The sequence below is a fragment of the Pseudonocardia sp. ICBG1293 genome (assembly GCF_020131355.1).
Classification (GTDB): Bacteria; Actinomycetota; Actinomycetes; order Mycobacteriales; family Pseudonocardiaceae; genus Pseudonocardia.
On sequence record NZ_JAHLEL010000014.1, the window covers coordinates 301,927 to 324,216 of the forward strand.

21 protein-coding genes are annotated in these 22,290 nt (G+C 72.4%); 5 read left to right on the forward strand and 16 right to left on the reverse strand.

What is annotated here, in order from left to right:
* The 8 genes from KPF47_RS09735 to KPF47_RS09770 form a co-directional block, all read right to left on the reverse strand.
* A complete protein-coding gene (locus tag KPF47_RS09735; protein WP_224388241.1) occupies window positions 1-789 on the reverse strand; it encodes a hypothetical protein in 789 nt (262 codons plus the stop codon).
* A complete protein-coding gene (locus KPF47_RS09740; RefSeq protein WP_224388243.1) occupies window positions 786-1,691 on the reverse strand; it encodes a M56 family metallopeptidase in 906 nt (301 codons plus the stop codon). Before KPF47_RS09740 ends, KPF47_RS09735 begins: the two co-directional genes overlap by 4 nt.
* A 79-nt stretch (window positions 1,692-1,770) precedes the next feature.
* Window positions 1,771-2,112: a BlaI/MecI/CopY family transcriptional regulator gene (locus KPF47_RS09745; protein WP_224388245.1), complete on the reverse strand. Its 342-nt coding sequence runs from the start codon at window positions 2,110-2,112 to the stop codon at window positions 1,771-1,773.
* A 73-nt stretch (window positions 2,113-2,185) separates the two neighbouring features.
* A complete protein-coding gene (locus KPF47_RS09750; RefSeq protein ID WP_224388247.1) occupies window positions 2,186-2,695 on the reverse strand; it encodes a L,D-transpeptidase in 510 nt (169 codons plus the stop codon).
* A gap of 189 nt (window positions 2,696-2,884) precedes the next feature.
* Window positions 2,885-3,625 (reverse strand): enoyl-CoA hydratase, encoded by a 741-nt coding sequence (locus KPF47_RS09755; protein ID WP_224388249.1) that lies wholly within the window; start codon window positions 3,623-3,625, stop codon window positions 2,885-2,887.
* A gap of 10 nt (window positions 3,626-3,635) precedes the next feature.
* Window positions 3,636-5,999, reverse strand: a complete 2,364-nt coding sequence (locus KPF47_RS39995; RefSeq protein ID WP_224388252.1) for an FUSC family protein — start codon at window positions 5,997-5,999, stop codon at window positions 3,636-3,638.
* 40 nt (window positions 6,000-6,039) lie between these two features.
* On the reverse strand, window positions 6,040-7,065 hold the full coding sequence (locus KPF47_RS09765) for an SGNH/GDSL hydrolase family protein (protein ID WP_224388254.1): 1,026 nt from the start codon (window positions 7,063-7,065) through the stop codon (window positions 6,040-6,042).
* A 152-nt stretch (window positions 7,066-7,217) separates the two neighbouring features.
* Window positions 7,218-7,973, reverse strand: coding sequence for a spermidine synthase (locus KPF47_RS09770; protein ID WP_224388256.1), 756 nt, complete (start codon window positions 7,971-7,973; stop codon window positions 7,218-7,220).
* Window positions 7,974-7,979: 6 nt separating this feature from the next.
* Between KPF47_RS09770 and KPF47_RS09775 the strand changes: the two genes are divergently transcribed.
* Entirely contained in the window at window positions 7,980-8,573 is a 594-nt protein-coding gene (locus KPF47_RS09775) for a plasmid pRiA4b ORF-3 family protein (protein WP_224386178.1), read from the forward strand.
* Window positions 8,574-8,604: 31 nt separating this feature from the next.
* Here the strand turns inward: KPF47_RS09775 and KPF47_RS09780 are convergent, their stop codons facing one another.
* From KPF47_RS09780 to KPF47_RS09800, 5 genes are all read right to left on the reverse strand, one after another.
* Window positions 8,605-9,444: an IS5 family transposase gene (locus KPF47_RS09780; RefSeq protein ID WP_224386569.1), complete on the reverse strand. Its 840-nt coding sequence runs from the start codon at window positions 9,442-9,444 to the stop codon at window positions 8,605-8,607.
* Between the two features lie 204 nt (window positions 9,445-9,648).
* Complete coding sequence (locus KPF47_RS09785) at window positions 9,649-11,073, reverse strand: NF041680 family putative transposase (protein ID WP_224386384.1); 1,425 nt, start codon at window positions 11,071-11,073, stop codon at window positions 9,649-9,651.
* A 198-nt stretch (window positions 11,074-11,271) separates the two neighbouring features.
* Complete coding sequence (locus KPF47_RS09790; protein WP_224386276.1) at window positions 11,272-12,114, reverse strand: IS5 family transposase; 843 nt, start codon at window positions 12,112-12,114, stop codon at window positions 11,272-11,274.
* Between the two features lie 15 nt (window positions 12,115-12,129).
* A complete protein-coding gene (speD, locus tag KPF47_RS40000; protein WP_308015366.1) occupies window positions 12,130-12,819 on the reverse strand; it encodes an adenosylmethionine decarboxylase in 690 nt (229 codons plus the stop codon).
* Window positions 12,820-12,860: 41 nt separating this feature from the next.
* The gene (locus KPF47_RS09800; protein ID WP_224388258.1) at window positions 12,861-14,030 is read right to left on the reverse strand and encodes a type III PLP-dependent enzyme; all 1,170 of its coding nucleotides are present in this window, start codon (window positions 14,028-14,030) and stop codon (window positions 12,861-12,863) included.
* 251 nt (window positions 14,031-14,281) lie between these two features.
* On the opposite strand from KPF47_RS09800, the gene KPF47_RS09805 reads away from it, so the two are divergent.
* The 4 genes from KPF47_RS09805 (at window position 14,282) to KPF47_RS09820 (ending at window position 20,116) form a co-directional block, all read left to right on the forward strand.
* Window positions 14,282-17,284 carry a Tn3 family transposase gene (locus KPF47_RS09805; protein ID WP_224386186.1) on the forward strand — a complete coding sequence of 1,001 codons (3,003 nt, stop codon included), beginning with the start codon at window positions 14,282-14,284 and terminating at the stop codon, window positions 17,282-17,284.
* A 309-nt stretch (window positions 17,285-17,593) separates the two neighbouring features.
* Window positions 17,594-18,436 (forward strand): IS5 family transposase, encoded by an 843-nt coding sequence (locus KPF47_RS09810; RefSeq protein ID WP_224386276.1) that lies wholly within the window; start codon window positions 17,594-17,596, stop codon window positions 18,434-18,436.
* Window positions 18,437-18,574: 138 nt separating this feature from the next.
* Window positions 18,575-19,639 (forward strand): IS630 family transposase, encoded by a 1,065-nt coding sequence (locus KPF47_RS09815; RefSeq protein WP_255658826.1) that lies wholly within the window; start codon window positions 18,575-18,577, stop codon window positions 19,637-19,639.
* Between the two features lie 9 nt (window positions 19,640-19,648).
* Window positions 19,649-20,116: a pyridoxamine 5'-phosphate oxidase family protein gene (locus KPF47_RS09820; protein ID WP_224388260.1), complete on the forward strand. Its 468-nt coding sequence runs from the start codon at window positions 19,649-19,651 to the stop codon at window positions 20,114-20,116.
* Window positions 20,117-20,156: 40 nt separating this feature from the next.
* Here KPF47_RS09820 and KPF47_RS09825 read toward each other — a convergent pair whose 3' ends face one another.
* Genes KPF47_RS09825 through KPF47_RS38530 form a run of 3 tightly spaced genes read right to left on the reverse strand, consistent with a single transcriptional unit; the run spans window position 20,157 to window position 22,235 of the window.
* Window positions 20,157-21,782 carry an NAD(P)/FAD-dependent oxidoreductase gene (locus KPF47_RS09825; protein WP_224388262.1) on the reverse strand — a complete coding sequence of 542 codons (1,626 nt, stop codon included), beginning with the start codon at window positions 21,780-21,782 and terminating at the stop codon, window positions 20,157-20,159.
* 25 nt (window positions 21,783-21,807) lie between these two features.
* The gene (locus KPF47_RS38525) at window positions 21,808-22,044 is read right to left on the reverse strand and encodes an alpha/beta hydrolase fold domain-containing protein (protein ID WP_308015373.1); all 237 of its coding nucleotides are present in this window, start codon (window positions 22,042-22,044) and stop codon (window positions 21,808-21,810) included.
* Window positions 21,993-22,235: a hypothetical protein gene (locus KPF47_RS38530; RefSeq protein WP_308015367.1), complete on the reverse strand. Its 243-nt coding sequence runs from the start codon at window positions 22,233-22,235 to the stop codon at window positions 21,993-21,995. The genes KPF47_RS38525 and KPF47_RS38530 overlap by 52 nt, the downstream gene beginning before the upstream one ends.
* Window positions 22,236-22,290 lie beyond the last annotated feature (55 nt).

A 22,290-nucleotide genomic window follows, 5' to 3' on the forward strand; every position in this document is an offset into this window, starting at 1 on the left:
TCAGGCGGGGTCGTCCCACCAGCGCACCCGCAGCCCGGCGCCCTCGACCGCCGCGGCCAGGTCCGCCCGGCGCGAGGCCGGCCCGACCAGGACCAGCCCCCCGTGGCCGAGCGCGGCCGCGACCCGGTCCGCGGGCTGCAGGTGCAGCCCCGGCCCCAGGTCCGGCGACCCGAGCTGCGGGTAGGTGTCGGCGACGGCGAGCAGCGGGCCGCCCGGCCCGTCCCGGCGCCCCCACAGCGCGACGACGTGCGCGGCCGCCGACCAGTCCGGCCCCGGCCGGGCCCCGGCGTCGAGGTCGGCGACCGAGGTGGCCGCGGCCCCGAGCTCCCCGGTCGCCAGCTCCACCAGCACCCCCACCGGGCCGGCCGCGTCGTCGGTCGTGGCGGCATCGAGCAGGGCCACCAGAGCTCCCCCGGTCCACTCCCCCGACGCCGGGACGGCCGCGAGCGACTCCCCGGAGAACTCCTCGACCGCGCGCCCGAGCCCGGCCACCGGGGTACCCGCCCACTCGTCGTCCGCGGCGGGCGGGAGCCCCCTCAGGTAGTCGGGGTCCGCGGGGGCCCCGGGCGGCCGGTCGGACGCGTCGTCGCCCGCCCGCACCCGGGTCCCCGCCGCGTGGGCGAAGGCGGCCACCGTCGGCGCCGGCAGCGGCGACAGCGCGGCCACGAGCAGCCGGGCGACGAACGGCCCCGCCAGCTGGTCGGGCTGGGGCAGCGACGCCGCGTGCACCCGCAGCAGCGCCTCGGCCCCGGGGAAGGCCCGCACCGGGGACGGCACCGGGGGGCTCACGGAGCGACCAGCAGCCAGACCGGCACCGCGACCAGCGCGAGCGCCACCAACCGGATCAGCCCGTGCACGACGCGCGGCAGCGGCGGCGGCGGAGCGGTGATCCGGTCGATCCGGGCCTCCAGCGCGTCGGTGAACGACGAGAGCGCCGCGGCCGGTGCGGACCCGCCGACGGCCTTGAGCGCGGTCGCCAGCTCGGTGGGGTCGCACAGACGGCGCGCGACGTCGTCGGCCCGCATCTCGATCAGCCGGGCCACCGCGAGCTGGGCGTGCACCATGCCGCGCACGAACGGCGCCGTCGCCCCCCAGGCGACGAACGGGAGCACGACCAGGTCGTGCCGCTCGCGCAGGTGCGCCCGCTCGTGGGCCAGCACCGCGACGACCCCGGCGGTGTCGAGCGTGTCCAGCACCCCCGCCGACACCACCAGCCGGGAACTGCGCCCGGGCAGGCAGTAGGCGACCGGGACGGGATGGTCGAGGACGCGGGTACCGGAGGCGTGCGGCCAGGGCGTGGCGAGCACGTCGAGCAGGTCGCGGTGGCGACGGCGGGCCCGCAGGGTCCGCACGGTGGTGATCACCAGGACCGACAGCAGCCGCAGCAGCACCCCGAGCGCGATCAGCAGCGCGCCCACGTGCAGCGGGTCCATCCGGTCCGGCCACTCGCCCACCGCCAGCGACGCCGACAGCGCGGCCGCCGCCGTGGGCAGGCTGGGCCCCATCGGCGAGAGCCCGTAGGCCAGCCCCGCGCCGAACAGCGAGATCCCCCCGCCGAGCCCGACGGCCTGCCACAGCAGCAGCGCACCGACGGGGTCGCGGCCGGGCCATCGCGCCCGGGCCAGGGCACGGCTGACCGGCTCGGCGAGCAGTACGCCGAGCAGTCCGAGTCCGAGCGCGGTCAGCTGCATCGCCTCACATCGTCGCGGAGTGCGCGGCGCGGCGCCGCATCACCCCCGCGACCGGACAGGCTCGTGGACCGTCGGTCGCTCAGCCGAGCAGGTCGCGCAACCGCGACCGCTCCTCCTCCGACATGGAGCCGAGGAACCGCGCGAGGGCGGCGCCCCGGTCGGACGTGTCGTCGAGCGCGTCGGTCATCAGCTCGGCCACGTGGTCCTCCCGGCTGGCCACCGGGCGGTAGTGGTGGGCGCGGCCGTCGCGGATCCGCCGGACGAGCTGCTTGCGCTCGAGCCGACCGAGGACGGTGAGCACGGTCGTCGTGGCCAGGTCGCGGTCGGAGAGCTGGTCCTGCACCTCACGGGCGGTCATGTCCCGCTCGGTCTCCCAGAGGACGTTCATGACCGCCCGCTCCAACTCGCCCAGACTCGTCACGAAGGTCATCCTACGCGAACCTTTCTACTGCGCGTAGAACCCCTGCGGGAGATGGCTCACACCCGGGCGCGACTCAGTGGATCTGCACCTGGTCGCCGACCTGCAGGTGGCCGAACCACTGGCGCGCATCGGCCTCGGCGAGCTTCACGCAGCCTGCCGACGGCGTGGAGAGGTCGCCCTGGTGGAAGGCGATCCCGCCCTGGGCGAAGAACACCGACCAGGGCATCTGGGTCAGCCGCTCCCGGCTGGTCCACTGCTCGGCCTTCCACTGCACGGCGAAGGTCCCGGTCGGCGTGGGTGCCTCCGGGTCGCCGGGACGCATGGTGACCGGCCCGGCCACGACCCGGCCCGCCTCGAACAGCCAGCTGGACCGGCTCGCGAGATCCACGCAGGCGCGCGCCGACGAGGTGCACGGGGTGCCGGGGACGAGCAGACCGGTGGCGACCTGCCGGTCGGTGGGGTCGGGCTGCTCCGACGGCTCGGCGAGGGCGGGACCCGTCAGGAGTCCGGCGGTCAGGGCACCGGTCAGCGCGACGCCCGCCGCGAGGAGCCCGGCGATCCGGCTCCGCTCCCGTGCCCGCATCCGTCCACCCCTCCGCCGGACCCGGGCCCGACGTCCTCGGCCCGTCCGGACCGCCCCGGATGCACAGTGCGACCGGTTGGTTCCACACGGTAGCCCGACATGATCTTGGACTGAACGGGTGAGTCCCGTACCGCCGATCGGCGGTGCACCAGATGCGTCGGACGGTCGCCGCGCCGTCCGGTCTCCCGGTCAGCGTCCCCGGAACACCGGTGCGCGCTTCTCGGTCCGGGCGGCGCGACCCTCGGCGATGTCCTCGGCGGCCCAGCAGCCGCGGAACTGCTCGGTGAGGCCGTCGACCATCGCCTGGTCGGTGTGGCCGCCGTGGCCGAACGCGTCCACCGACCGCTTGTTGTAGGCCAGGGTCAGCGGGGCCATGGTGGCGATGTCACGGGCCAGGGCGAGCGCGGCGTCGCGGTCTCCGAGGGTGTCGGCCAGACCCCGGGCGTGGGCGGTGGTGGCGTCGACGGTGGCGCAGGCCAGCAGCAGGCTGCGGGCCGTGCCGCCGCCGGCGATCTGCACCAGCCGCTGGATCGTCCACGGGTCCACGGCCAGCCCGAGGCGCGTGGTGGGCAGCCCGAACACCGCCTCCGGGGCCGCGACCCGCAGGTCGCACGCCAGGGCCAGCTGCAGGCCACCGCCGATCGCGGGCCCGGTCACCGCGGCGACGGTCGGCATCGGCAGGTCGGCGACCGCGTGCAGCCCCGCATAGAGCGCATCGAGGAACTCGGCCGTGTAGACCTCGCCGAAGTCCGCGCCGGAGCAGAAGGCCGGCCCGTTGCCGGCGACGACGACGGCCCGCGCCCCCGCCGCGCGGACCTCGGCGGCCGCGTCGACCAGCTGCCGGCAGGTCGCGATGTCCAGCGCGTTGCGGCGCTCGGGGCGGTTCAGCTCGATCAGACCGACGTCGTCGTGGGTACTCACGGAGATCACGGGCCGGACCCTAACCCGCGGCCGCGGTCCCCGACCCGTCCGCGTGACCGGCGCCGCGTGCGGCGGGTGCCGGTTCGCTCCAGGTCCGGCCGCACAGCTCCCGGGCCAGCCCGACGGCCAGCTGGTCGATCCGGCGCAGCAGCCGCGCGGCGGCCAGCCGGCGCGTGCGCTCGGGCCCGGCGCCGGTGGGCGTCCAGGAGGCCGCGTCGGGCGCGGCGGCGGCGAGCAGCTCCTCCGCCGAGCCGACGCCGTAGTCGGCGGGTGCCGCCCCGGCGGCGTGCTCGCGGCGGTCGGCCGGGCCCCAGCCGTCGTCGAGGATGCGGCGCAGGCCGTCGACGTCGGCGCGCACCCGCTCCGCCGCGGGCACCAGGGTGGCGGCCCAGCCGGGCACCGACGCGGTCGCGGCCTGGGCGGCGAGCAGGCGGGTGTAGTGGTCGATCGCGCCGACCACCCGGACGGTGTGGTGCACCCCGCGGCGCAGCGGCCTGCGCGCGACCGGGTGCTCCAGCGGTACCGCACGGGCCCGGACGGTGGCGACCGCGGTGTCCACGGCACGGGCCTTCTCCAGGGGGTCCCCGGCGCCGGGCCGGCCCAGCGCCGCGTCGACCGAGGTGCGCAGGGACACGTCGACGGCGGTGAGGGCGTCGTCGAGGGCCTCCGCGAACGCCGTGCGCGACCGGGTGGGCAGGACCAGGTAGGCGGCGAGCATCCCCAGCGCCCCACCGACGACGGTCTCCTCCACCCGCAGCACCAGGGTCTGCACACTGAACTGGCCGATCACCCCGTAGAGCAGCGCCAGCACCGCGGTGATCCAGAACGCCATCATCGCCTGCGAGATCCGCACCAGGTAGAGCGCGAGGAACACGCAGACGAACAGCAGCGCGAGGCTGGCGACGACGTTGCCGCCCACCAGCAGCGCCAGCAGCATCCCGGCCACGACACCGCCCGCGGTGCCGACCGCGCGGGCCCAGCCGCGGCTCAGCCCGTCGCCACGGCTGGCGGTACCCGCGAACACCACGAACGCCGCGATCACCGCCCAGTACCAGCGGGCCGGGGAGATCAGCTCGCCCACCACGATCGCCAGGCTGGTGGCGACGCCGACCTGCACGGCCTGGCGGGTGTGCAGGGCGAGCCCGTCGAAGCGGTCGCGGACCGCCGGTGCGTCCCCGGTGTGGTCGGGGGACGGGACGGGGTCGCCGCCCGCGGTCTCGCGCTCGGTGTCGTGGTGCTCGGCGATCCGCAGCCGGGCCTGCTCGACGGTGGTCTGCATCGCGTCGGCGAGCCGGACGACGGCGAAGCCGATCCGCTGCTCACGGGCGGCCGGACCGGCACCCGACGGCCGGTCCACGATGCCGGTGACCGCGCTCCGCGCGTCGTCGTAGAGGCGGGCGGCGATCGCACCGGGCGTCCCCACCGCGGTCGCCGCGGCGAGTGCCCGCAGTCCCTCGGCCAGCGCGGCCCGGTCCTGGTCGGGGACCGGGTCGTGGTGCTCCACCGAGCGGCGGACCGACATGGCGACCCGTTCGGCGGCGAGCTCGGAGTCGATGACCCACTGCCGCAGGCCCGCCACGGGGCCCAGGGTGTCGTCGGTGCCGTCCCCGGTGGTGCCGTCGGCGCCGTCGTCCGGGCGGTCGTCGGTGGTCTCGTCGAGCCGGTCGGTCACCAGCAGCGCGGTCTCGTTCAGCCGCGCCTGGGCGCGCAGCAGCGGGTCGAGATCGGGCTCGCCCCCGGTCGTACCCACCGCCTCGACCGCGGCCAGCAGCAGCGCGTGCAGCCGCGCCTCGAACGCCCGGAACAGCGCGTCGAGCACGACCTCGGAACGGCGGGTGAACACCAGGCAGCGCAACAGGAAGGTGCTCCCGATCCCGATCACCGCCCCGGCCAGCAGGAACGGGAGCTCGCCGGGCCCGGCGTGCAGGAACTGCACGAAGAAGAACGGCATGAACGCGGCCATGCCCAGCGCGACACCGCGCGGCCCGTACCGGCGCACCGCGACGGCGACCATCATGACCAGCACGAACACGACGTCGGCCGCGACCCGGTTGGTCGACAGCACCGCCGACAGCGTCGCCGACGCGGCGGCGGGCAGGACCATCAGGGCGGTGGTGACCCGTCGTCGTCCCAGGTCGTTCTCGTTCACCGCCAGGTTGCTGATCATCGCCAGCACGACGGAGAACAGCACGATCGTGACCGGCTGCCCGGTCAGCGCCCGCAGCACGCTCGCGACGACGGCGGCGAGCAGCATCGCCGCGGTCGCGACCGAGGCCAGGTGGAGCCGGGTGTGCCCCGGGTCGACCGCGGCCGCCCACGTCCGCAGCTCACCCCACCGGACCGGCGCCGGCAGGCGCCGTCCCCGCTCGGCCGTCCCCGTCACGGTGCGAGTCTGACACGCACCGTGGCCCCGGGTCCGGGCGTCAACCCGCGGTGCGGGCCTGGGGCGGCAGCGACTCGGCGGGCACCGGGTTGGTCGCGCCCGGGACCGGCTGCGAGGTGGGGCGGGCGACCCGGATGCCGAGCACGTCACCCGCGGCCGCGGCCATCGCCCGCATGCCCTGGGCGTTGGGGTGCACCGGTGCCGCCGGCGAGGTCGGGATCAGGCCCTCCACCCACTTGACGCCGGGCAGTTGGCAGGCGTCGTGGCCGATGGTCGGGGTGTAGGTGTCGACGTAGTCGACCCCGGCGTCGCGGGCCGCGTCGGCCAGCATCGCGTTGAGCTTCTTCTCGGTCTCGCGCAGGTAGGCGGTGTCGCCCGGGCTGAACGGGAGGACCGGGTAGCAGCCGGGCCCGGTGTCCGGGAGGATCGACGGGTACCCGACGACGGCGACCCGGGCGGCCGGCGACCGCTCACGGACCGCGGCGAGCACGTCGGAGACCTTCGGCTCGGTGTCGTCGATCCGCTCGGCGAGCTGGTCGGTGCCGCCCGCGGTGTAGAAGTCCTTGCAGGCTGCCCCGAACAGGTTCGCCGAGGAACGGCGCACGCACTCGGTGATGATCCCGGAGAACCCGATGTCGTTGCCGCCGATGGTGAGGGTGACCAGCGACTCCGACCCGTCGAGGGTGTCGAGCTGCGGCGGGTTGGGGCCGGCCTGGACCTCCTGCGGGGACGTCATGTCCTCGGTCGTCGCGCCGCTGCAGGACACGTCGGTGAACCGGCCGATGCCGGCGGAACGGGCGAGGACCGACGGGTAGTTCTGGTTCGAGCGCAGGCACCCCGACGGCGTGCCCTGCTGCACCGGGACCAGCGGGCCCGCGGCGTAGGAGTCGCCCAGGGCGACGAAGCGCCCGACCGGGGCGGTGTCCAGGTTGCGTGCGGACCGCGTGGTCTCGGCGAACGTGGTCGGTGCCTCCGCCTGCGCGGTCGCGAGGGCGCTCATCCCCGCCGAGCTCAGCAGGGTCATGGTCGCCACGGCGAGCCACCGGGACGGACGGGGACGGCGCACGGGCTCTCGGACCTCCGGTCGGACGGCGCCGGCGCGGGTACGCCGGTCCTGGCCGACCAACGATCATCGTCGACGGGCGGTTACGCCCCGTTCGACGCACGTGACGGGCCGGGTACGCGCCCGGCCCGTCACGCACCGTGGGCGGGGCTCGCTCAGTCGGTGAGCCTGCGCAGCGACAGCGGCGCCACCAGGCGGTGCCGCAGCGCCGTGGCGTCCCAGCACTGCGGCTGCGACGGCATCGACGCGAGCCGCCCGGCGGCGACCGCGCCGGGGTCGGCCATCGGCTCGCGGACGCCGGCGAGGAAGGCCCACTCGTGCTCCTCGCAGCCGATGTAGACCCCGTGCCCGCCGGTCGGGCCGAACACCGCGGCGAAGCGCTGCCAGGCCGACCGCAGCGTCGCGTCCCGCCACACCGCCGGGCTGCCCGCCTGGAACACCAGCACCCCGCCGGGGGTGAGCCGCTGCGCACAGGCCCGGACGAAGTCCTCCTCGTAGAGCCGGTTGATCTGGGCGTCGGGCTCGTCGGGGCGCTCGTCGGGCAGGTCGACGATCACCAGGTCCCAGTGCTCACGCGCGTCCAGGACGAACTGCCGCCCGGCGCCGTAGGTCAGGTGCACCGGGCCCTCGCCGCGCTCGGCCGCGGCCAGGGTCTCGGGGGTGTAGCCGTAGGGCAGGTGCTCGGCACAGATCCGGACGGCCTCGGCGTCGATGTCGACGTGGTCGACCCGGCTCGCACCGGCCGCGACCGCCATCTCCGACGCGACCCCCTCCGACGAGCCGACGATCAGCACCCGGTCCAGCTCGCGGGCCAGCAGCGCACCCGGCCACACCAGCGCCTCGTGGTAGGTAAGACGTCGTTTCAGAAGTGGTGGGCCCGGTTCTGCCGGTGACGGCGGGGCTGGCAGCATCGGCTGATGGTCGCGCCTCGTGTGTCTGAGAAGACGAAGATTTTCGAGTTGGAGATCGTCCTGACCGAGGTGGTGCCGGCGGTCCGGCGTCGGGTGCAGGTGCCGGGCGAGGTCGACTTGGCGGTGTTACACGAGGTGGTGCAGTCAGTGATGGGCTGGACGAACTCTCATTTGCACGAGTTCGAGATCGTCGGGCGCCGCTACGGGATCCCAGACCCGGACTGGCCCGGACAGGATGTCGCCGACGAGACGAAAGAGAAGCTGTTTCGGCTGGTCAAGGCTGGTGACCGGTTCGGTTACGTCTACGACTTCGGTGACAACTGGGCCCACGAGATCACCGTCGAGGCGGTCGCGGCCGTCGAGCCGGGAGTGTGCTATCCGCGATGCGTCGCCGGGCAGGGGGCGTGCCCGCCCGAGGACGTCGGCGGGATCGGGGGGTATGAGGACTTCCAGGCCGTGCTCGCCGACCCTGACCATCCCGACCGCGCCGAGCGCCTGGAGTGGGCGGGCGGGCCGTTCGACCCGCACCGCTTCGACCCTGACGAGGCCGACCGGGCCTTGGAGTGGCTGGCCTGGCGGCCGCTGGCCCCGACCTCGTAGGCGAGTGCCTCAGCGAGGGCTGGGTCGACCATCACTTCGGCTTCGGCTTGGTGAGGCGGCGGTGGCAGATCAGGGCGCAGGCCAGCGATAACAGCGCGGTGATCGTGGATTCGGCGCGGTCGTAGCGCAGCGCGAGGCGGCGGAAGTCCAGCAGCCAGGACATGGTGCGCTCGACGACCCAGCGGACCCGCCCGAGCCGGGTGGAGTCCTCGATCCCGCGCCGGGCGATCCGCACCCCGATCCCACGCCCACTCAGGTAGCGGCGGCAGCGGGGATAGTCGTAGCCCTTGTCGGCGTGCACCTTGTCCGGCCGACGTCGCGGACGCCCCGGCTGTCCCGCCCGTTCGCGGACGCCGGGGTTGGTGTCCAGCAGCGGGGCGAGCATCCGACTGTCGTGGGTGTTCGCCCCGGTGACCAGCGCATGCAGCGGGAGCCCGCCTCGGTCGCAGAGCACGTGGTACTTGCTGCCCGCCTTCCCGCGATCGGTCGGCGAGGGCCCGGTGGCCTCGCCGCGGCGCTTGGCCCGCACGCTCACGCTGTCCACCGCCGCCCGCGACCAGTCCAGCAGGCCCTGCTGGGCGAGGCGGTCGAGCATCACCCGGTGCAGCTGGGCCCAGACCCCGGCCTGCTGCCACTGCCGTAGCCGCCGCCAGCAGGTCACTCCGGACCCACAGCCGAGCTCGGCGGGCAGCGCGTTCCAGCTGATCCCGGTCTTGAGCACGAACACGATCCCGGCCAGAGCGGCCCGATCCGGCACCCGCGGACGGCCTGTCCGTCCCCGCTTGTGCTTGCGCGGCTTGGGCAGCAGCGGCTCCACCAGCGCCCACAGCTCGTCGCTCACCAATCGCTCGACACAAGATCGCCGCGCCACGACCGGACATGATCAGCTACCAGCGCCGATCCACACAGGACCGACACGCCGACTTCTGAAACGACCTCTAAGAGGTCATTTCAGAACGAGGTCGACGTGTCTGTTGTAGACGACAAGCGGCTATCTGACCTGCCGTTTGATCTGTCGTCGAGGGGTCAATGGAAACTCGACAAGTCGTTCTGAAACGACCTCTAAGCTTGGTTTTTAACCTGTGTGTTGTCGTCGCGCGGTGATGGTGCGGTCGCGTTTGACCGTTTTCCCGACGTCGTGGCTGGTCGGGGTGTGCCGGTTGCGGGAGCCGGGTGGGCGGCCGGGACCGGGTCGGCTGGGTTTCGGTGCACTGGCCGGGAGGACGGTCCGCGCGCGGATGTTCCGAAAGGCGCGGCGAACCCGGGCCGGGGTGAGCCGGGTGGGGGCGGCGGGTCGTTCCCAGGGGCGGCGTAGGTCGGCGGCCAGTGGTCGGGCCAGGCGGAGTTGGGTGTGGGAGGCGATGATCAGCCAGGTCCAGCGGTCGGCGGCTTCGGGGGTGCGCAGCTTCGGGGTTGTCCAGCCGAGGGTCTGCTTGAGCAGGCGGAATGTGTGCTCGAGATCGAATCTGCGGAGGAACGCCTGCCACCAGCGGTCCACGTCGGCGGCGCTCGCGTCGGTGGCGGAGCTCCATAGCCACACGGGCTTCGGGTCGCGGTCGCCGGGTAGGTGGTCGACCTGCAGCCGGAGCAGGGTGCCCTCGATGATCGGCAGTTCGCCGGCGTGGTCGATCCAGCACGTGCGCCGGGTCAGCCGGGGGTGGACCCGGTCCCAGCTGGTCGCGACGGCAGTGCCGTAGCGGGTGGTCTTGGTCGTCGTGGTGTGCACCGGTTCGATCCAGGTGGCGGGCCGGTTCAAGGCGATCTCCGGGCCGTGCTTGGGTGGGCGCCCGGTCGTGCCGGGCAGCCGTGGCGGCTTGGGCAGGCGCAGGACCCGGTCCGAGCGCAGTCGTCCGACCAGCTCGACGGGCAGATCGGCCAGTACGTAGGCGAGGCGGGTGATGTCGTATCCGGTGTCGGTGACGATCACGATGTCCGGGTCCCCGGGGCGCCAGTGCCCGGCGCTGGTCAGTCGCTCGATGACCGCGCGTAGCTGGGTGGCGGTCACCGCGGTGGCGTCGTCGGCCGGGCCGAGTCGAACCGCGTCCAGGACCGCCGTCCACGACGTCCGGCCCGTCTCCAGGGCGGCGACGAACGAGTATGGCCAGCCCGGGATCAGCTGCGCGTTGCCCTTTCCGCGTCCGTAGACATGGCAGAACAGCCGCTGATCGCTGGTCGTAGCGTCCGGGCGCAGCCACGGGCTGACATCCACGGCGAGCACGATCCGACCGTCGACGGCACGGGGCAACGGGAGACCGGCCAGCACCCGGCGCAGCCTCCGGGCGGAGATCCTGCCACAGGCCAACGCGTCGTACATCGCGCCGTGCCCGCGACGGTGCTCAGCCACCAAGGTCAGCTCCGGTAGCGAGCGAACCGGGCCGTCCGCGCACAACACGGCGTCGGTGAGCTCGAACAGCGCATCCGCTCGCGCAGTCAACGACGCGTAGAACTCCTGCCGAAACCCGGCAAGATCACCCCGCCCGACCGGAGTGTCACCGAGCACCACTGGCCCGGCAGAAGCCACACTGACCACCACGGCCACCGCTTTCGTCTTCGATGTTCTGTGGAAGGAACCCGAAGATGATCAAGCGGTGGCCGTACCCATGTCCCGCCGACACGCCGCCCGAACTACATCAACCTCCCAGCAGCAGCTCCGGAAGGTTAAAGATCAAGCTAAGAGGTCGCGCGGATTGGTTGGTGATCATGGACGTCGTGCAGGTCGGGCGTTCCAGCGGTGTGTGGTCCAGGCCTGCCGAATCAAGCTACGGAGTGTGACGATCGTGTCGGCGAGGTCGAAGAACGCGTCGACGACGATTTCTCGTCGTTCGTAGCAGCGCTGCAGCCGGTTGAAGCTGTTGTGCCAAGCGTTGGTCCGCTCGACGTGCCAGCGGCGGGTGGCCTGGATCGGCGCTTTCTCACCCTTGTGCGCGATCTCGCCGTGCAGGCCTCGTTCGGCCAGCGTGTCGCGGGTCTTGCCGGAGTCATAGCCGGCGTCGAGGTGCACGGTGATGTCGTCGGGCAGCGGGCCGAGAGCATCGAGGCGGTCGAGGGTGGGGCCCAGTAGCGGGGAGTCGTGCCGGTTGGCTCCGGCCAGGACTCGGCCCAGCGGGATGCCGTATCCCTCGACGAGCACCGAACGTTTCATACCCTGTTTGCGCCGGTCCACCGGCGACGGACCGGCGACCTCGCCGCCGCCGGGGGCCTTGGTGATGGCGCCATCGACGGCGATGTCGTGCAGCAGCAGACCGACGATGCGGTCGTAGGCGTCCAGGACGATCCGACGCAGCTGGGCGAAGACCCCGAGCCTGATCCACTCGTCACGACGATCGCGGATGGTGGTCGCCGAGCAGGTGCTGTCAGCGATGCCCTCATACGAGCAGCCGAACCGCAGTACCTGCAGGAGCTTGTCGAACACGATCCGATCCGCGATCCGGCGGCGATGGCAGCCCAGCGGATGGGTGGGATCGAACTCGTCTCGATGAGGCAGCAGCGCGGTGAACTGGTCCCACAACGGCTCGGTCAGCCATGATGGCAGGGTGGGCACGCGGCCTCCAGACGATCACGAAGCGTAGATAACTTCATGATCGGCAGGCCCGTACCCGCCCTCGCCCCCAGACACTCGACCGCGGCCAAGCTGTGACCAATCCGCGCGACCTCTAAGCTGGGTCTGCTCGGTGGACTGGCGTTCGTCGTCGCAGAACAGCGAGACACCGTGGGCGGTGTCGGCCACGACCACGTGCTGGAACCCGGTGTGCGCGACGTGGTGGACCCGGCCGAGGTCCCAGCGCCGGGTCAGGCCGGGCGAGACCGGCTCGGTGACCGTGCGCGGGGCGCCCCCGCGGTCCACGACCTGCAGCGCGGTGTCGGCCGCGCCGACGCGCTCGGCGAGGCGGCGCACCGCGTCGACCGGGTCGGCGCTCTCGCCGCAGGTGAACACGTCGACGTGCATGCCCCCGTGCTCGGGCCAGGTGTGGATCGAGGCGTGCGACTCGGCGAGCACGGCGACGACCGTCGCCCCCTGCGGCTCGAACCGTTCGGTCACCACCTGGCGGACCTGGGCCCCGGCCTCGGTCAGCGCGGTGGTGAGGTCGGCGCGCAGGCGTTCGCAGTCGTCGAGGACCTCGGGGGCGATACCGCCGAGCTCGGCCAGGACGTGCCTGCCGACCGGCGAGGAGGTACTGGGCAGGGCGGGGGTGCCCGGGCCGAGCCCGGCGCCCGGATGCAGGTCTCCGGCCGCGGTGGCGGGCACGGACGTGATCGGCGAGGTGGAGGATGACACGTCCGGACACGTTAACCGGGATGTGGGATCGACGCCCCCTCCCCCGCGACGACCACCTCCAGCGGTCCGAACCCGTTGAACCCGACCGAGGCGTAGCTGGAGGTGTAGGCGCCGGTGTGCAGCAGGTCGACCACGTCGCCCGCGGCCAGGTCCGACGGCAGCGCGACCGGGGTCCGCCGGTAGATCACGTCGTCGCCGTCGCAGGTGGGGCCGGCGAGCACGCACGGTCCGGCCCGACCGGAGCGGCCCGGGACCCGCAGCGGGTAGCCGATCGCCTCCCCCTCGGTCTCGGCCAGCCCCTGGTAGCGGCCGACGTCGAGGTACACCCAGCGCCGATGGTCGATCCCGGGCCGCCGCGACACGCGCAGCACCGGCGCCCGCAGGACGCCCGCCGGCCCGGCCAGGGCGCGGCCCGGCTCCAGCAGCAGGTCCGCGCCGTCGACGTGCCCGGCGGCGACGGCGTCGGCCACCGCGCCGTGCACCGCCGCAGCGTAGTCGGCCGGTCCGGCGACCGGTGAGCGGTACGCGACCGGCCACCCGCCGCCCAGGTCGAGCTCGGGGTGGCGCAGCCCGGCCCGGCCGGCGGTCCCCAGCGCGCGGGCCACGGCGGCGGCGTAGGTGCCGGGGCGGGTCTGCTGGGACCCGGCGTGGAAGGTGATCCCGGCCGGGTCCAGGCCGCGGCGCCGGCACCGGCCGAGCAGCGCGACCGCCTCGTCGGGCGCCGCACCGAACTTGCCGTGGAACGGCGTCGCCGAGCCGGTGTCGTCGACCGAGAGCCGGACCTGCACCCGGGCGCCGGGGACCTCCGCGGCCAGGGCGTCGACGTCCTCGGCGCTGTCGGTGACGAACCGGGTGACCCCGTCGCGGGCGGCGCGGGCGGCGGCGCCGGGCCCGCGCACCGGGTCCCCGTGCTGCAGCACCGACGGGTCCGCGACGGCGGCCAGGCACAGGTCGATCTCGGTCTGGGAGGCGACGTCGAAGCCCGCCCCGGCGGCGACGAGCGTCTCCAGCACCGCGGGCTCGGGGCAGGCCTTGACCGCGTACAGGATCCGGGCGTCGCCGAACGCCCGGGCCAGGGTGCGGTACCGCTCCCGGACGACGGCCGGGTCCAGCGCCAGGTAGGGGGTCGGGCGGTCGGTGGCCAGCAGCTGCTCCAGGCCGGGGCTCAGGACGTCGGGCACGGCCGGATCGTCCCCCGGGCCGCTCGCCGCGCCGCCGCCGGGGCACGACCCGGAGGGGCCCGACCCGGCCCGGCCGGACCGCTCCGGGAGGCACCGCCCTGATCTAGTGTTGCGGTAACTAGGTTACTTTACTCACGGGCTGGTTGGGGTCGCCGTAGTATCCGGGAATAATCGGGCGGATATGGCTGGGTAGGCTCCTGACCAGGGGGTTTCTGGGGTTCTGGTCGGGAGGTTGTCGGGTGGTCGCTCCGGTGTTCACAGACGTCGAGCTGGAGAGGCTGCGGCGGTTCCCGGAGATCGGCCGGGAGGAGTTGTTCCGGTTCTTCACGCTGGCCCCGGCGGACGTTGCGTTTGTTGATCCCGGTCGGGGCCGGGGCGCGGCGGATCGGCTGGGTCTGGCGGTCGCGGTGTGCTCGTTGTCGTGGTTGGGGTTCGTGCCGGATGAGGTGGCGTCGGCGCCGCAGGCGGCGGTGGTGCGCCTGGCTGAGCAGTTGCGCGTGGATCCGGCCGTGATCGGTTCGTATGGGCGCCGGGCGAAGACCCGCACCGAGCATCTTCGGCTGGCGGCGCAGTATCTGGGGTGGCGGCCGCCGACGACGCTGGAGATCAAGGAGCTCGACGAGTTCCTGCTGGCGCGGGCGATGGAGCATGATTCGCCGACGCTGCTGTTCCGGCTGGCGTGCGAGTTCCTGATCTCGGCGCGGGTGATCCGGCCGGGACCGGTGACGGTGGTCAAGCGGGTCGCCCACGCCCGCGAGGTGGCCCGGCAGGAGACGTTCGACCGGTTGGCGCACGAGTTCACCGACGCCCGCCGCGTCGGGCTGGACGGGCTGCTGGTGGTGGATTCGGAGATCGGGATGACCCGGCTGCGGTGGCTGGGGAAGGGGCCGGTGGAGGCCTCGCCCGCGGCGGTGAAGGCCGAGATCGCGAAGCTGGAGTTCCTGCGCGGAATGGACGCCCACGCGTTGGACCTGTCGGTGCTGCCGGCCGAACGCCGCCGGTTCCTGGCCACGGTCGGTCGCCGCCTCACCGCCCAAGCGCTGGAACGGCGGGAGCCGGAACGCCGGTACCCGATCTTGCTGACGTTGCTGGCCCAGTCGGCGACCGAGGTGCTCGACGAGGTGGTGGCGCTGTTCGACCAGGCGCTCTCGGCGCGGGAGAGCAAGGCCGCGCACAGGATGCGGGACTATCTGGCCGAACGCGCCAAGTCCGGGGAGGACCGCCAGGAGCTTCTGGACGCGATCTTGGCCATCGTGGCCGACCCGGCGGTGCCGGACGGCGATGTCGGCGGTCTGATCCGGGGCGAGCGGGTCGGCTGGGACCGGCTGCGTTCGGCGCAGTCGAGCGCGTTGCCGCCGCTGCCGCGCGATCACGGGCACCTCGCCGCGCTGGACGGCTCGTACGGGTACCTGCGCCAGTTCACCCCGAACGTCCTCGACGCCGTGACCTTCGCCGGCGGCACCGCCGCGGCCGAGCTGCTGGAGGCGGTGGCGATCCTGCGGGAGCTCAACGCCACCGGCGCCCGCAAGGTCCCCGACGACGCGCCGAGCGGGTTCGTCCCGGCCCGCTTCCGCGGCTACCTGGACACCGCCGCGGCGAACCGCAGCGCGACGGCGTATCGGCATTACTGGGAGCTGTGCGTGCTGCTGGCCCTGCGGGACGGGCTGCGCACCGGGGACGTGTTCGTGCCGGGCAGCCGCCGTTACTCCGACCCGGCCGCCTACCTGCTCACCGAGGACAAGTGGGCGGATCAGCGGGCGGAGTTCTGCCGACTGGTCGGCAAACCCTCCGACGCCGCCACCGGCCTGGCCGAGGCCGAAGACGAGCTGCACACCGCGCTGGGCAAGCTGGAAACGACGCTCGCCCACGGCGACGGCCCGGTCCGCCTGGACGACGACGGCGATCTGGTGATCTCCCCGCTGACCGCGGAGGACATCCCGGCCGAGGCGAGAGCGTTGAAGGCGGAGCTGACCGAGATGCTGCCGTTCGCGCCGATCGTGTCGCTGCTGATCGAGATGGACAAGCGCACCGGGTTCCTGGACTGCTTCACCCACGCCGGCGGCAAGCAGGCCCGCACGCGCGAGCTGAAGCGGAACCTGATCGCGGTGTTGCTCGCCCAGTCCACCAACCTCGGGCTCACACGGATGGCGGACGCGTGCGGGATCTCCTACGACATCCTGGCCTGGACCGCCGAGTGGTACGTACGGGAGGAAACGCTGCGGGCGGCGAACCTGGCGCTGATCGGCTACCACCAGCGCCTGCCGCTGACCCCGGTGTTCGGCACCGGCACGCTGTCCTCTTCGGACGGTCAGCGGTTCCCGACGCGAGGTAAGTCGGTCACCGCCAGGGCTCTGAGCAGGTATTTTGCGCACGAGGGCCTGTCGACCTACACGCACGTGACCGATCAGCATACCACCTACGGCACGAAGATCATCGTCGCCACGAAACGCGAGGCGCACTACGTCCTGGACGAGATCCTCGGCAACGCGACCGACATCCCGATCACCGAGCACGCCACCGACACGCACGGCGTCACCCTGGTCAACTTCGGGCTGTTCGACCTGCTCGGGTTGCAGCTCTCACCGCGGATCCGGGACCTGGGCAAGATCACTCTCTACCGGACGGGTGCGAAGGCGGCGGCCGAGACGGCGTTCCCCCTGACGGGGCCGCTGTTGGCTCGCAAGCTCAACACCGACCTGATCGCCGAGCACTGGGACGACCTGCTGCGCCTGGCCGGGTCGCTGAAGTTCGGGCACGCCACCGCATCGCTACTGGTCGGGAAACTCTCGGCGTCCGGGCGGCAGAACGCGCTCGCCGCGGCGCTCAAGGAGTACGGCGCGCTGCGCAGAACCGTCTACACCGCCCGGTACCTGTCCGATCCGGCCTACCGGCGCAAGATCTCCCGGCAGCTGAACAAGGGCGAGTCGCTGCACGCGCTCAAGCGGGACCTGCTCTACGCCCACGAGGGCATGATCCGCGCCCGACACCTGGAGGGACAGACCGAGCAGGCGTGGTGCCTCACCCTCGTCACCAACGCCGTGGTCACCTGGACGACCGAGTACTACGGCCTGGCCGTCGAGCAGATGCGCGCCGCCGGTCGCCGCATCGACGACGAGGTCCTGGCCCACATCTCCCCGGCCCACTCGGAGAACATCAACTTCTTCGGCGCCATCGAGGTCGACATCGACGGCGAACTCGCCCAACTCAGCCCGACCGGCTACCGACCACTACGTGTCCGCGACACCCTGTTCTGATCAGGTTCGCCGTCCTCACGACGCGACGCCCCCGTCATCGGGCAAGTTTCACTCACTGGCCAGCCACCACAGCACCCATCGTCGCTGCTCAGACCCACTGTCGTCTCTGGCAGCGCACTCCGTGGCCACTGCTGTCGAGACGAGTCCATGGTCGCTTCCGCCTCGATAGATTGAGACACGCGATAATCGCGGCTTAGAGGTCGCGCGGATTGGTCACAGCTTGGCCGCGGTCGAGTGTCTGGGGGCGAGGGCGGGTACGGGCCTGCCGATCATGAAGTTATCTACGCTTCGTGATCGTCTGGAGGCCGCGTGCCCACCCTGCCATCATGGCTGACCGAGCCGTTGTGGGACCAGTTCACCGCGCTGCTGCCTCATCGAGACGAGTTCGATCCCACCCATCCGCTGGGCTGCCATCGCCGCCGGATCGCGGATCGGATCGTGTTCGACAAGCTCCTGCAGGTACTGCGGTTCGGCTGCTCGTATGAGGGCATCGCTGACAGCACCTGCTCGGCGACCACCATCCGCGATCGTCGTGACGAGTGGATCAGGCTCGGGGTCTTCGCCCAGCTGCGTCGGATCGTCCTGGACGCCTACGACCGCATCGTCGGTCTGCTGCTGCACGACATCGCCGTCGATGGCGCCATCACCAAGGCCCCCGGCGGCGGCGAGGTCGCCGGTCCGTCGCCGGTGGACCGGCGCAAACAGGGTATGAAACGTTCGGTGCTCGTCGAGGGATACGGCATCCCGCTGGGCCGAGTCCTGGCCGGAGCCAACCGGCACGACTCCCCGCTACTGGGCCCCACCCTCGACCGCCTCGATGCTCTCGGCCCGCTGCCCGACGACATCACCGTGCACCTCGACGCCGGCTATGACTCCGGCAAGACCCGCGACACGCTGGCCGAACGAGGCCTGCACGGCGAGATCGCGCACAAGGGTGAGAAAGCGCCGATCCAGGCCACCCGCCGCTGGCACGTCGAGCGGACCAACGCTTGGCACAACAGCTTCAACCGGCTGCAGCGCTGCTACGAACGACGAGAAATCGTCGTCGACGCGTTCTTCGACCTCGCCGACACGATCGTCACACTCCGTAGCTTGATTCGGCAGGCCTGGACCACACACCGCTGGAACGCCCGACCTGCACGACGTCCATGATCACCAACCAATCCGCGCGACCTCTTATCTGACCTATCCCCACGAACCACGAGGTCACAGCCCTGCATCCTCCATATCCGCCCGAAAAATTCCGGATACTACGGCGCCCCCTGGTTTACGGGATCATGAGCTGTGCCGTTGACTGTGACCGTGGACGTTCCGGCCGCCGACCGCGAGGTGCTGGAGTCCTGGCTGCGTTCCTCGTCGGTTTCGGCGGGACTGGCCCGACGGGGCAGGATCGTGTTGCTGGCCGCGGACGGGGTGGCGGTCAAGGACATCGTCACACTGGTCGGGGCGTCGAAGGCGACGGTGATCGGGTGGAAGAAGCGTTACGCCGCTGAGGGGATCGCCGGGCTGGCCGACCGGCCCAAGGCGGGCCGGCCGCCGGTGATCGACGAGGTCGCGGTCGTGCTCGCCACGCTGGAACCGCCGCCTGAGCGGCTCGGAGTCACGCACTGGTCGTCACGGCTGCTCGGTGCCGAGCTCGGGATCTCCCACGTGTGGATCGGCAAGATTTGGCGGCGGTGGGGGCTGCAGCCGTGGAAGTCCGAGACGTTCAAGTTCTCCACCGATCCCGAGCTCGAAGCCAAGGTCCGCGACATCGTCGGGTTGTATCTGAACCCGCCGGACAAGGCCGTCGTGCTCTGCGTCGACGAGAAATCCCAGGTCCAGGCCCTGGACCGGACAGCGCCGATCCTGCCGATCATGCCCGGTATCCCGGAGAAACGGACGCATGACTACGTCCGTCACGGCACCACCACGCTGTTCGCGGCGTTAGAGGTCGCGACCGGGCGGGTCGAGCAGGCGTGCCTGCCGCGGCATCGCCATCAGGAGTTCCTGCGGTTCCTCAAGCAGGTCGCGAAGGCCTACCCGCGGCGCAAGCTGCACCTGGTGGTGGACAACTACGCGACCCACAAGCACCCCGCAGTGAAGGCCTGGCTGGCCCGCAACCCGCGGATCACCCTGCACTTCACCCCGACCTCGGGATCGTGGCTGAACATGGTCGAGGTCTTTTTCGGGGTCATCACCCGCCAGGCCATTCGCCGTGGCAGCTTCGGCAGCGTCAGAGAACTGATCGGCGCGATCGGCCGGTTCATCGACGGCTGGAACGAACGCTGCCACCCGTTCATCTGGACCAAACCCGCAGACCACCTACTCAACCACTGCCGACCCGGTCAAAGAACATCGTTTACGCGACACTAGGTTCGTCCCATGACCGCACCGAAGCCGCAGCGCCGCGCCCGGAAGATCGCCATGACCGCCGAGGAGGTCACCGCCTTCCTCGACGCCGAGCGCACCTGCCGGGTCGCCACCAACGGGGCGAACGGCCCGCACGCCACCCCGCTCTGGTACCTCTGGGACGGCGACGCGCTCTGGCTGACGTCACTGTCGCGCTCGCAGCGCTGGACCGACCTGGAGCGCGACCCGCGGATCGCCGCCGTCGTCGACGCCGGGGACGACTACACCGAGCTGCGCGGGGTGGAGCTGCGCGGGTCGGTCGAGGTGGTCGGCGAGGTGCCGCGGACCGGGGAGCCGAACCCGGAGCTGGAGCGCGTCGAGCAGGCGTTCGCCGACCGCTACACCGGCGGGCACGTGGTGATCGACGGGCGGCACGCATGGCTGCGGCTGCGCCCGGAGAAGATCACCAGCTGGGACTTCCGCAAGCTGGCGCAGGGCTGAACGGTCCCCGGCGGGCCACGGCACCGCCGGGGACCGGCGCTCAGACGGTCGCGGCCTCCCCCGCCCGGTCCAGGAGGAACCCGCGGTAGCCGTCGTCGGCGACGGCGCGCAGCTCCTCGCGATAGGCCTTGTGCCCGGCCATGTAGAACATCACCGCGTTCGGCTTGCCGGGGATGTTCGCCCCGAAGATCCACGAGTCGGCCTTCGGGAACAGCGTCGCGTCGGCGATCTCCCGGCACACCCGGCTCCAGCCGGCCTCCGCCTCGGAGGTCGCCTCGACGGCGCGGACGCCGGTGCGCTCGGCGTGACCGATGAGCCCGCCGATCCACTCCACCTGGGCCTCGATGCTCGGCGGCAGGTTGGTGAAGGGCCCGTTCGGCCCGAGGACCATGAACATGTTCGGGAAGCCGGCCTTCGCCACCCCGAGGTAGCTCGACGGCCCACCGGTCCAGTGCTCGTCGATGTGCCGCCCGCCGCGGCCGCGCAGGTCCATCGCGCGGTAGTTCCCGTCGACGGCGTCGAACCCGGTCGCCAGGACGAGCACGTCCAGCTCGTGGAGCACGCCGTCGGCGGTGCGCACCCCCTCGGGGACGATCCCGACGATCGGGTTCTCCCGGATCGGGACCAGCTCCACGTCGTCGCGGTTGAAGGTCTCGTAGTAGCCCTCGTTGCAGATCGGGCGCTTGGCGTAGAGGTCGGTCGGGGTCAGTCTGCGGGCGGTCTCGGGGTCGGTGACGGTCTCGGCGATCTTGCGGCGGATGAACGCCGCCGCCGCCGCGTTCGCCTCCGGGTCGGTCGCGATGTCGCAGAAGGTGCCGAACATGAAGCGGAACCCGTTGCCCGCCTCCCAGTTCTCCTGGAAGACCCGCTCCCGCTCCTCCGGCGGCACGCTCATCGCCTCGACCCCGCTCTCCTCGAAACCGAAGGCGACCACCGAGCCGCGGACCTGGTCCCAGATCTCCCCGAAGCGCTCCTTGGTCCGGTCCACCTCGTCCCGGGTGACCGGCCGGTTCCCCGACGGCACGTTGTACTGCGGGCTGCGCTGGAACACGGTCAGGTGCCCGGCCACCGGGGCCGCGGCAACGATGAACTGTGCCCCGGTCGAGCCGGTGCCGATCACCCCGACCCGGCGGCCGGTGAGGTCGAGGTCGTCGGGCCAGGCGTTCGTGTGGACGGTGCGCCCGGCGAAGGTGTCCAGACCCGGGATGTCCGGGACGTTGCTGCGTGCGAGCAGGCCCAGGGCGTTGACCAGGTAGCGGCAGCGCAGCGTCCCGCCGGTGGAGGTCGACACCCGCCACAGCCCGGTGTCCTCCTCGTAGGCGGCGCCAGTCACCTCGGTGTCCAGGGTGATGTCGCGCCGCAGGTCGAACCGGTCGACGACGTGCTCGAGGTAGGCCAGGACGTCGGGCTGGTCCAGGTAGCGGCTGGTCCAGTCCCACTCCTGCAGCAGGTCGGGATCGAAGGAGTAGCGGTAGACGAAACCCTCGGTGTCGGACTTCGCGCCCGGGTAACGGTTGAAGTACCAGGTGCCCCCGACGCCGCCGCCCTTCTCGAACGCGCGGACGCTCAGGCCGAGCCGGTCGCGCAGGGTGTGCAGCATGTAGATGCCGCCGAAGCCGGCGCCGACGACGACGGCGTCGACGTCCGGGGTGGTGGGTGTGTCCATGACGGTCTCCGGGTGGTGCGACGGGTCAGCGGTGGTACCAGGCGGCGAGGGCGGCGAGCTCGTCGTCGGCCTCGGGCGCGGTCCCGGCCAGGAACGGGAAGACGTGCTGCATGCCCTCGACGACCGAGAGCGTCACGTCGACGACGGCGGCGCGGGCCCGGTCGGCCAGCCGCACCGCGTCGTCGAGCAGCGCCTCGGCGCCGCCGGCGTTCACGTAGAGCGGCGGGAACCCGGTGAGGTCGGCGTGCAGCGGGTTCGCCAGCGGGGTCCGCGGGTCGACCCGGCCCTCCCCAGGACGCCGGCGATCATGCCCTCCAGCAGCGGCACGGTGACCAGGGCGTCGGTGGCGGCGTTGGCGGACAGCGTGGATCCGGTGTTCTCCATGTCCAGCCACGGCGAGAACGCCACGACCCGCCCCGGCAGCGGCCGCCCCGCGTCACGCAGGGCCAGCACCGCGGCGACGGCGAGGTTGCCGCCCGCGGAGTCCCCGATCGTGCCGGGGCGGTCC

Coding starts and splice junctions, on each gene's coding strand:
- KPF47_RS09740 (WP_224388243.1), bottom strand. CDS start 1,691: ATGCAGCTGACCGCGCTCGGACTCGGACTGCTCGGCGTACTGCTCGCC.
- KPF47_RS09750 (WP_224388247.1), bottom strand. CDS start 2,695: ATGCGGGCACGGGAGCGGAGCCGGATCGCCGGGCTCCTCGCGGCGGGC.
- KPF47_RS09770 (WP_224388256.1), bottom strand. CDS start 7,973: ATGCTGCCAGCCCCGCCGTCACCGGCAGAACCGGGCCCACCACTTCTG.
- KPF47_RS09775 (WP_224386178.1), top strand. CDS start 7,980: ATGGTCGCGCCTCGTGTGTCTGAGAAGACGAAGATTTTCGAGTTGGAG.
- KPF47_RS09820 (WP_224388260.1), top strand. CDS start 19,649: ATGACCGCACCGAAGCCGCAGCGCCGCGCCCGGAAGATCGCCATGACC.
- KPF47_RS09825 (WP_224388262.1), bottom strand. CDS start 21,782: ATGGACACACCCACCACCCCGGACGTCGACGCCGTCGTCGTCGGCGCC.